Origin of the sequence: Kitasatospora sp. NPDC048407, from assembly GCF_043200475.1 — a bacterium.
In the GTDB taxonomy this organism is placed as follows: domain Bacteria; phylum Actinomycetota; class Actinomycetes; order Streptomycetales; family Streptomycetaceae; genus Kitasatospora.
The window spans coordinates 72,490-81,930 of record NZ_JBICXW010000028.1; the positions used below are offsets into that span (position 1 = coordinate 72,490).

Consider the following 9,441-nt stretch of genomic DNA (forward strand, 5'->3'; position numbering starts at 1 on the left):
AAGCAATTGGAGGCTTGATCCTGGGCGACGCGGGGCCCTTCACTCACCGGGCGCGGGCAGGACCGCCCCCGGTGAGAACGGATGATCTGCAGCACGTCGCAGCCGGGATCACCGGGCTCTGAGCCCTGCTCTGACGCACGACGCTCACCAGTTCCCCGTTATGGGACCTGGAGAATCAAGTCGGTCCGTCACCACATAACAGACCGACGGTTGACCATTAACAATCGGCTGTGAACCTGTCGAACACCCTGTCTTTTGCGCAGTATCCGGGGTACGGCTGCTGTAGGCCGCACCGTACGGATGACCTCTCGGCCATTACCGAGAGGCCATACAGCCCACGGCGACCGACGCCCAACTACGCCTGATTGCGGGCTCGATGAGCTGCGATCAGATCGCGATACCAGGCGTAGGAGGCGCGCGGCGTGCGCTTCTGGGTCGCGAAGTCGACGTGGACCAGCCCGAAGCGCTCGCCGAATCCCTCTGCCCATTCGAAGTTGTCGAGCAGGGACCAGGTGCAGTAGCCGCGGACGTCGATGCCGTCGGCGGCGGCGCGGGCCAGGGCGTCGAGGTGGCCGGCGAGGTAGTCGATGCGGAAGGTGTCGTCGAGGGTGTCGTCGGTGGAGCAGCCGCTCTCGGTGATGGTGATCGGGGGCAGCGCGGCGCCGTAGCGGTCCCGGAGGAGCAGCAGGAGTTCGCGCAGGCCGTCCGGGATCACGGGCCAGCCGAAGTGGGTGCGCGGGACGCCGTCGATGGGGGCCTCGGCGAACGGGAGCCCCGGGTCGGTGGGGGCGGCGATGCGGGTGGGGTTGTAGTAGTTGACGCCCAGTCCGTCGAGACCGGGGCCGGCGATCAGCGCGAGATCGCCGTCGCGGACGCTGCCGTGCAGGTCCTCCCCCACGCCGTACGCGGACAGGTCAGGGTATCGGCCGAGCAGCAACGGGTCCGTGAACAGCCGGTTGTGCAGCGCGTCGTACGCGTCGGCGGCGGCCAGGTCGGCGGGGTCGGAGCTCGCGGGCCGGACGGGCGTCAGGTTGTTGGCGATCAGGACGTCGAGGCCGCGGGAGCGCAGCTCGGCGGCGGCCAGGCCGTGGGCGAGCAGCTGGTGGTGGGCGGCCGGGAGGGCGTCGAGCATCATGCTGTGGCCGGGCGCGTGGATGCCCAGGGCGTAGCCGTAGACCATGTGCACGAAGGGCTCGTTGAGGGTGATCCAGGCGGGGACGCGGTCGCCGAGCCGGTCTGCCACCACGGACGCGTACTCGGCGAAACGGAAAGCGGTTTCCCGTTGCATCCAGCCGCCCTCGTCCTCCAGCGCCTGCGGCAGGTCCCAGTGGAACAGAGTGGGCAGCGGCGTGATGCCGGCCGCGAGCAGCCCGTCGACCAGGCAGTCGTAGAAGTCGAGCCCGGCGGCGTTGACGGGGCCCCGGCCGGTGGGCTGGACGCGCGACCAGGCGAGCGAGAACCGGTAGGTGTCGAGCCCGAGTTCACGCATCAGCGCGATGTCCTCGGGCCAGCGGTGGTAGTGGTCGCAGGCCGTCCGGCCGCTGTCGCCGTTCTTCACCGCACCCGGCCGCTCGCAGAAGGTGTCCCAGACCGACGGGCCCCGGCCATCCTCGTCGACCGCCCCCTCGATCTGGTACGCGGCGGTGGAGGCGCCCCAGCGGAAGCCGGCGGGGAGGTCGTAACGGTCCGTCATGAGGGTCCTTCCACACAACACGAGTCACAAAATGCGAGCAGTGCTCATGTTAGGAAGGCGGAGAGTGCAGGTCCAGAGGCAAGGACACCCGATCCACCAACGCGCCGCCGACAACACCCCGCAAGGACCGATCCGCGCCGGCGGTCATGGGCTCCGACCGAAGAACCCGACCACAGGCCCCCAGTGCTTCGATCGCGAGCATGGTTCGCCCCCACGCACGCCGCCGGCACCTCGGCCCCCGCTCGACCCCGGTGCCGCCTGGTCGGTTCGCTCCTTTCAGGTCGGCGACTCGGCCGCGCGGCGGTTACGGGGTGCGCGCGTCAGTCCTTGGGGTGGCGGACCACGACGACCGGGCAGGGCGCGCGGTGGACGCAGTGCTGGCCGACCGAGCCGAGCAGGGCGCCGGTGAAACCGCCGTGACCCCGGCTGCCGACGACCAGGAGTTCGGCGCCGCGGGCCGCGTCCAGCAGGCACTCGGCGGCGCCACCCTCCTGCACCCGGGTCCTGATCTCGACCGGGGCGTCGGAACCGGTCGCCTCGCTGACGCTGTCGTCGAGGGTCTTCCGTGCGATGCCCGGGAGGTCCTCGTAGGACTCGATCGGCACCGTCCACCCGGTGGCCACCGGATGCTGCCACGCGATCAGGGCCTCCACCACGGCGCCCCGCGTGCGGGCCTGGCCGACGGCCCACCGGAGCGCGTCGACCGATGCCGGCGATCCGTCGACACCGACCACGATCCGCTGCTCAGGTCCGGTCTGCTCGCTCACGTGTCTTCTCCTTCGTATTCTCGTTCGGTCTCAACCATCGGCATGGCGGCGACTGTTGCGAAGGACCGGACGGGTCCTGGAGGCCGGGACCTTCAGCCCGGCCCTTGCCCGGCACAGGGCCGTGAGTTCCTTGCCGAAGGGAATGCCGTGCGGTGCGGTCTCGGGGCCGCCGGTCCCGCCCGGACCGCGTGAGCGGCCGAGGCCGGAATCCGCGCCATGCCCCTCAGCGCCCCTTGCGCGGGGGGCGACGATCAGTGGACACTCCGCGCACTCGACCGGAGCGTGGCTCACCGACCCGAGGAGCAGCCCCCGGAAGCCGCCGAGGCCCCGCGGAGCCGACGACGAACCACCGGGCCCGAGCGGCCTCGCCCAGCAGTGCTCCCACGGCCAGGGAGCCCGGCGATCCGTCCACTCCGACGACGACCAGCGGCCTGGGGGCATTCGCGGCGGTGTCCGCCGTCTCGCGGACGACCGCCACCGGGCCGGGGGCGGGGGAGCTGAGCGGGACGCCGATCGGCGGGAGCGAGAGCACCTGCTCGACAACCGGCCCGCGCTTGGCTCCGACGGCCAGGAGCGAGGCGTCCGCGGCCTGCTCCAGCAGCCCGCGCGCCCGCGGCCCGTCGACCGCGCGGGTCTCGGTCTCCAGGCCGGGGTGCCGCTGCTCGACGAGCTTGCGTGCCTGTGCCAGGACGATGTCGCCCCCGACCCCGAGGTGATCGTCCAGCGGTCGCGGGGTGTCCTCGTCCGGATCGGTCTGCGGCCGCTCCAGGACATGGACCAGCCTTGCGGCAGGACCCGAAGGTCCCGGTCCGCCGGTCCCGCGAATCCGGGACGCCATCGGGACCGTCGTTCCACCACCGGCGCCCAACGGCCCAACGACCCGTCGGCCGGCCCGGGAGCAAGCTGTCGTCAGCACCCCCGATCGATGGAGTCGATCGCCCGGCGCCAACCGCCGGGGTCGCCACTCATCCAGCTGATGGCGGTTCAGTGCACGACAGTTGAGGAGACATCCGATGCCCAAGGCCCATCTGGTCGGAGGCGGCATCGCCGCCCTGTCCGCAGCAGCCTTCCTCATCCGGGACGCGGGTTTCGCCGGCGGCGACATCCACGTCTACGAGGCGCAGGACGAAGTCGGCGGCAGCCTGGACGCGGGCGGTACGCCGGAGGCGGGGTACACGATGCGCGGCGGCCGGATGTTCGAGGCGCAGTTCCGCTGCACGTTCGACCTGTTGTCCGGCATTCCGTCGCTGGACGACCCGTCGAAGTCGGCCACCCAGGACATCTTCGACTCGCACGACGAATCCCCTTGGGACGACACCGCCCGCCTGGTGCGCGCAGGTGGCGAGATCTGCGACGGACACGCCATGGGATTCTCCGAACACCACCGGCTCGAACTGGTCAAGTGCCTGGCCACGCCCGAGCGGCTGCTGGACGGCAAGCGCATCACCGACTGCTTCGACGAGGGCTTCTTCACCACCGACTTCTGGTACATGTGGTGCACCACCTTCGCGTTCGAGCCGTGGCACAGCGCCATCGAGTTCCGGCGCTACCTCAAGCGCTTCGTCCACCTCTTCCCGGAGTTCGAGACGATGTCCGGGATCTACCGGACCCGCTACAACCAGTACGACTCGATCGTCCGACCGCTCACGGCCTGGCTCCTGGAGCAGGGGGTCCACATCCACATCGGCCGCCGGGTCGCGGACCTGGCCTTCCGGAGCGGGCCGGGCACGAGCGTCGAGCGCATCCACTTCGCAGGCGCGCACGCCGACCTCCCCGTGGCCGAGGACGACCTCGTGTTCGTCACCAACGGCTCGATGACCGCCGACTCCGTCCTCGGCTCCCACACCGCCCCGCCGCCCGGCCCGGACACCTCCCGCAGCCCCGACTCCTTCCTGCTGTGGCACCGGATCGCCCACGGGCGCGAGGACTTCGGCAACCCCGAGGTGTTCGACCGCAGCCCCAAGGACTCCACCTGGGAGTCCTTCACCGTCACTGCCAAGGACCCCGCCTTCCTCGACTGGATGGAGACGTTCACCGGCCGCCCGACCGGCCGCGGCGGCCTGCTCACCCTCACCGACTCCCCGTGGCTGCTCACCGTCGTCGTCAACCGCCAGCCGGTCTACCAGCAGCAGCCCGAGGACGTATCCGTGTGGTGGGGCTACGGCCTCTTCCCCGACAAGCCCGGCACCTTCGTCCAGAAGCCGATGCGGGAGTGCAGCGGCGCGGAGATCCTCCAGGAGGTCCTCCAGCACCTGGCCGTCGATCCCGACACCGCCGAGAAGATCGCGGGAACCTCGACCGTCGTCCCCTGCCTGATGCCGTACATCACCAGCCAGTTCCTGGCACGGAGCCACGGCGACCGGCCCCAGGTGGTCCCGAAGGGCTCCACCAACCTCGCCTTCATCGGCCAGTACGCCGAGGTACCCGACGACGTCGTCTTCACCGTCGAGTACTCCGTACGCACCGCCTGGACCGCCGTCGCACAGCTCCTCGACCTCGACCGGCAGCCCCCGGCCGTCCACAAGGGCCACCACGACCCGCACGTCCTTGGCCAGGCCCTGCACACCATGCACCGCAAGTAGCCCCGACCGGCTCACACCGGGGAGGCGGGCACCGACCGCCTCCCCGCTCCACCCGCACGACCCGGCCCCGGCACCTCGGGGCCCGGCCGACGGTCCTGTCCCAGCGCCACAAACGACCGATCCACCGTGAAATCGACAAGGAGAGCTCGCCATGGCCGTCCACCACCCGCACCTCCCCCGGTTCACCCACCGCCTCACCACGGGCCGGCGCCCGGTCGCGACCCGGAGCTCCGGGGAGGCATCAGGCACCGTCGCCCTGACCACCGGGGCAGGGCTCACGGTCGCGGGCGCCAGGATCACCGTCGGCTCGGTCTTCCTCTGGGCTTTCCTCGACAAGACGTTCGGCCTCGGCTACGCCACCGGAGAGGCCGGCTCCTGGCTCAACGGCGGCTCCCCGACGAAGGGCTTCCTCAGCCACGTCTCGGCCGGTCCGCTGCAGTCCACCTTCCATGCCTGGGCCGGGCAGGCCTGGGCCGACTGGCTGTTCATGCTCGGCTTGCTCGGCATCGGCCTCGCCTTCGTCGGCGGCGTCGGGATGCGCGTCGCCGCCGGTGGCGGCACCCTGCTGCTGGCCATGATGTGGGCCGCCGAGTGGCCGCCCGCCCGCCACCTCGCCAACGGCGCCGCCAGCGGCTCCAGCAACCCCGTCGTCGACTACCACGTCGTCTACGCTCTGCTGCTCCTCGCGCTGGCCGCCCTCGGCGCCGGCGACACCTGGGGGCTGGGGCGCCGCTGGGCCGCCCTCCCGGTCGTCCGCGAGCACGCCTGGCTCCGCTGAGCCCCCACCGCCGTCCCGGAAGCACCGCACGCCGAGGCCCCGCTGCCGGAGCCGGCGGCACCGCCCCCGCCACGGGGAAGGTGTCGTCGGCTCCGGCGGTTTCCGGCTCGGCGCGCCCCTGATCTCCGCCACCGCACCGGCAGACATCGCTGCCGGCTGGGGCAGCCGGACCAAGGCGCCTGACGGTCGGGCCCCCTGGTTGAACGTCAGCTCTACCAGGTCCAGTCGGTGATCTCGGGCAGGTCGGTGCCGTGCTCCCGGATCCAGTCGTGGTGGCGGGTGCGCCGGTCGGCCATCTCCTGGCGCAGGGCGGCGGCCCGGGCGGCGAGGCCGGGTACCCGGTCGATGACGTCCATGACGAGCCGGTAGCGGTCGAGGTCGTTGCGGACCACCATGTCGAAGGGCGTCGTGGTGGTGCCCGACTCCTTGTACCCGCGTACGTGCAGGTGGGGGTGGACGGCGCGGCGGTAGGCGAGGCGGTGGATCAGCCACGGGTAGCCGTGGTAGGCGAAGATCACCGGTCGGTCGCGGCCGAACAGGGCGTCGAACTCCGCGTCGGGCATGCCGTGCGGGTGCTCCTCGGCGGGCATCAGCCGGGCCAGGTCGACCACGTTGACCACTCGGACGGCCAGGTCGGGCAGATGGGTACGGAGCAGCTGGGCGGCCGCGAGGATCTCCTGGGTTGGAACGTCCCCGGCGCAGGCGAGCACGACGTCGGGTTCGCGGGTACCGTCCTCCGTGCCGGCCCACTCCCAGATCCCGGCGCCGCGGGCGCAGTGGACGCGAGCCTGGTCGAGGGTGAGCCAGTCGAAGCAGGGCTGCTTGCCGGCGACCACGACGTTGACGTAGTCGCGGCTGCGCAGGACGTGGTCGGCGGTGGCGAGCAGGGTGTTGGCGTCCGGCGGGAAGTAGACCCGGACGGCTTCGGGGCTCTTGTTGAGGACGTGGTCGACGAAGCCGGGGTCCTGGTGCGAGAAGCCGTTGTGGTCCTGGCGCCAGACGTGCGAGGTGAGCAGGTAGTTGAGCGAGGCGATGGGGGCGCGCCAGGGCAGGGCACGGGTGGTGCGCAGCCACTTGATGTGCTGGTTGACCATGGAGTCGACGATGTGGACGAAGGCCTCGTAGCAGGAGAACAGGCCGTGGCGGCCGGTGAGGAGGTAGCCCTCCAGCCAGCCCTGGCAGGTGTGTTCGGAGAGGATCTCCATCACCCGGCCGTCGGGGGCGAGGTGTTCGTCGACGGGCAGGGTCTGCGCCTGCCAGGCCTTGCCGGTGGCCGCGTAGACGGCCTGGAGCCGGTTGGAGGCGGTCTCGTCCGGGCCGACCAGGCGGAAGTCGCGGCGCTCGGCGGTGTCCGCCATCACCTGGGCCAGCAGGTCGCCCAGGATCCGGGTCGGCTCGTGCAGGGTGGCACCGGGCTTGTCCACGGGTACGGCGTAGCGCTCCAGCGGCGGCATCGGCAGGTCGCGCAGCAGCAGGCCGCCGTTGGCGTGCGGGTTGGCGCCGAGGCGACGTTGGCCTTCGGGGACGCAGTCGAGGACCGGCGCCGCCGGGTGGCCGTTGTCGTCGAAGAGCTCCTCCGGCCGGTAGGAGCGCAGCCACTCCTCCAACTGCCGCAGGTGCGCGGGGTTGTCGCGGACCTGGTCGAGCGGGACCTGGTGAGCGCGCCAGGTGCCCTCGACCGGCAGTCCGTCCACCACGGCCGGGCCGGTCCAGCCCTTGGGGGTGCGCAGCACGATGAGAGGCCAGTGCGGTCGGCGGGTGCTGCCCTCGGCGCGGGCCTCGTGCTGGAGGGCGGCGATCCGCTCCAGTGCGGTGTCCATGGCCTCGGCCATGGCCCGGTGGACGGTGAGCGGGTCCTCGCCGGTGACGTACAGCGGGTCGTGGCCGTATCCGCGCAGGAGTGCGTCGAGTTCCGCCTCGGGCAGCCGGGCCAGGACGGTCGGGTTGGCGATCTTGTAGCCGTTGAGGTGCAGGATCGGCAGGCCGGCGCCGTCGTGCACCGGGTCGAGGAACTTGTTGCCGTGCCAGGAGGCCGCCAGAGGTCCGGTCTCGGCCTCGCCGTCGCCGATGACGCAGGCGACCAGCAGGCCGGGGTTGTCGAAGGCGGCGCCGTAGGCGTGCGACAGCGCGTAGCCGAGTTCTCCGCCCTCGTGGATGGAACCCGGTGTCTCGGGGGCGACGTGGCTGGGCACGCCGCCGGGGAAGGAGAACTGCCGGAACAGCCGGGCCATGCCGTCCGCGTCCCGGGTGACGCTCGGGTAGGTCTCGGTGTAGCTGCCGTCGAGCCAGGAGTTCGCCAGCACGGCGGGCCCGCCGTGCCCGGGTCCCCAGACGCAGACCGCGTCCAGGCCCCGAGCATTGATCACGCGGTTGAGGTGGGTGTGGACCAGGTTCAGGCCGGGCGAGGTGCCCCAGTGGCCCAGCAAGCGGGGCTTGATGTGCTCCGGGCGCAGCGGCTCGCGCAGCAGCGGGTTGGCCATCAGGTAGATCTGGCCCGCCGCGAGGTAGTTGGCGGCCCGCCAGTGGGCGTCGAGCGCCCGGACCTCCTCGTCGGACGGTCCACCGGGGGCCGAACTGGGGGTGTCTGACATGGCTGCGCTCTCCTCGGAGTCTGCCGGCTTCACCGACCGCCGGCGGGCGGTCGGCCCTCATCGTCGCCCCGCGGCCGGATCCTCCGCAGGGCCGAACAGGCCACATTCTGCACGGGGAACGGGCCGGTGGTCCCTGCCCGTCCTGTGCCTCGCTCGAACGTCCCCGGCCCACCGCCCGCCGCCGGGACGTAAGGCCGCGGGAAAGGGGACGGCCAACCCTAGTGCCACCATGCTGCGGCACGACCAGCGCCTGCTCGACCTGGCCGGCGGCAACGGCGCCGGAAGCGGTCGAACCCGCTTCCGGCGCTCCGCTCTGGCGCGGGTCAAGTCCCCGCGATCGAGCCCGCTTTCACCCGCGTTACTGGTCGGCGGGAGTGATCAGGCCGTATGCGCATGGTCACTTCTCCCCGAGGGTGGCGACGAGGACGGCCTTGATGGTGTGCAGCCGGTTCTCGGCCTGGTCGAAGACCAGCGAGGCGGGCGATTCGAAGACCTCGTCGGTGACTTCGAGGCCGTCGAGCCCGTGTTCGGTGGCGAGTTCGGCGCCGAGGTCGGTGCGGCGGTCGTGCAGGGCGGGCAGGCAGTGCAGGAAGGCGGTGTCGGGGTTGCCGGTCGCCGCCATCGTCTTCGCGTTGACCTGGTACGGCAGGAGCAGGGCGATCCGCTCGGCCCACCGGGCGTGGTCCTCTCCCATGGACACCCACACGTCCGTGTACAGGAAGTCGGCGCCGTGCACGGCTTCCTCCACCTCGTCGGTCAACAGGAACCGGGCGCCGCTCTCCTGACCGAGCAGCAGGCACTCGGAGACCAGCTCCGGGTCGGGCCACAGCTCGCGCGGGGCGGCGATGCGGACGTCCATCCCGAGCAGGGCGCCCATGGCCATCAGGGAGTGGGCGGTGTTGTTGCGGGCGTCGCCGAGGTAGCAGAAGGAGATCTCCTCCAGCGGCTTGCGGCTGTGCTCGCGCATCGTGAACACGTCGCACAGGCTCTGGGTCGGGTGCCACCGGTCGGTGAGGCCGTTGTAGACGGG

General features: G+C 71.5%; 6 protein-coding genes and 1 pseudogene. 2 read left to right on the forward strand and 5 right to left on the reverse strand.

Annotated features, from left to right (window positions below; all coding sequences use genetic code 11):
* Positions 1-355 precede the first annotated feature (355 nt).
* From ACGFWJ_RS32765 to ACGFWJ_RS32775, 3 genes are all read right to left on the reverse strand, one after another.
* The gene (locus tag ACGFWJ_RS32765; RefSeq protein ID WP_392955929.1) at positions 356-1,693 is read right to left on the reverse strand and encodes a GH1 family beta-glucosidase; all 1,338 of its coding nucleotides are present in this window, start codon (positions 1,691-1,693) and stop codon (positions 356-358) included.
* A gap of 320 nt (positions 1,694-2,013) precedes the next feature.
* Complete coding sequence (locus ACGFWJ_RS32770) at positions 2,014-2,460, reverse strand: universal stress protein (RefSeq protein ID WP_392955932.1); 447 nt, start codon at positions 2,458-2,460, stop codon at positions 2,014-2,016.
* Positions 2,461-2,683: 223 nt separating this feature from the next.
* Positions 2,684-3,298: a hypothetical protein gene (locus ACGFWJ_RS32775; protein WP_392955935.1), complete on the reverse strand. Its 615-nt coding sequence runs from the start codon at positions 3,296-3,298 to the stop codon at positions 2,684-2,686.
* Between the two features lie 175 nt (positions 3,299-3,473).
* Here ACGFWJ_RS32775 and ACGFWJ_RS32780 point away from each other — a divergent pair, with 175 nt between their 5' ends.
* Positions 3,474-5,042, forward strand: a complete 1,569-nt coding sequence (locus ACGFWJ_RS32780) for an oleate hydratase (protein WP_392955938.1) — start codon at positions 3,474-3,476, stop codon at positions 5,040-5,042.
* A gap of 151 nt (positions 5,043-5,193) precedes the next feature.
* Positions 5,194-5,820, forward strand: coding sequence for a hypothetical protein (locus tag ACGFWJ_RS32785; RefSeq protein WP_392955941.1), 627 nt, complete (start codon positions 5,194-5,196; stop codon positions 5,818-5,820).
* Between the two features lie 212 nt (positions 5,821-6,032).
* On the opposite strand, the gene ACGFWJ_RS32790 is transcribed toward ACGFWJ_RS32785, so the two are convergent.
* Positions 6,033-8,411 (reverse strand): phosphoketolase, encoded by a 2,379-nt coding sequence (locus tag ACGFWJ_RS32790; protein WP_392955943.1) that lies wholly within the window; start codon positions 8,409-8,411, stop codon positions 6,033-6,035.
* Positions 8,412-8,808: 397 nt separating this feature from the next.
* Positions 8,809-9,441: pseudogene (locus tag ACGFWJ_RS32795) on the reverse strand (ornithine carbamoyltransferase subunit F); the annotation flags it as partial.

Bases quoted from the DNA above. Each gene is read 5' to 3' on its own strand.
- ACGFWJ_RS32765 (WP_392955929.1), bottom strand. From the start codon at position 1,693: ATGACGGACCGTTACGACCTCCCCGCCGGCTTCCGCTGGGGCGCCTCC.
- ACGFWJ_RS32775 (WP_392955935.1), bottom strand. From the start codon at position 3,298: ATGGCGTCCCGGATTCGCGGGACCGGCGGACCGGGACCTTCGGGTCCT.
- ACGFWJ_RS32780 (WP_392955938.1), top strand. From the start codon at position 3,474: ATGCCCAAGGCCCATCTGGTCGGAGGCGGCATCGCCGCCCTGTCCGCA.
- ACGFWJ_RS32785 (WP_392955941.1), top strand. From the start codon at position 5,194: ATGGCCGTCCACCACCCGCACCTCCCCCGGTTCACCCACCGCCTCACC.
- ACGFWJ_RS32790 (WP_392955943.1), bottom strand. From the start codon at position 8,411: ATGTCAGACACCCCCAGTTCGGCCCCCGGTGGACCGTCCGACGAGGAG.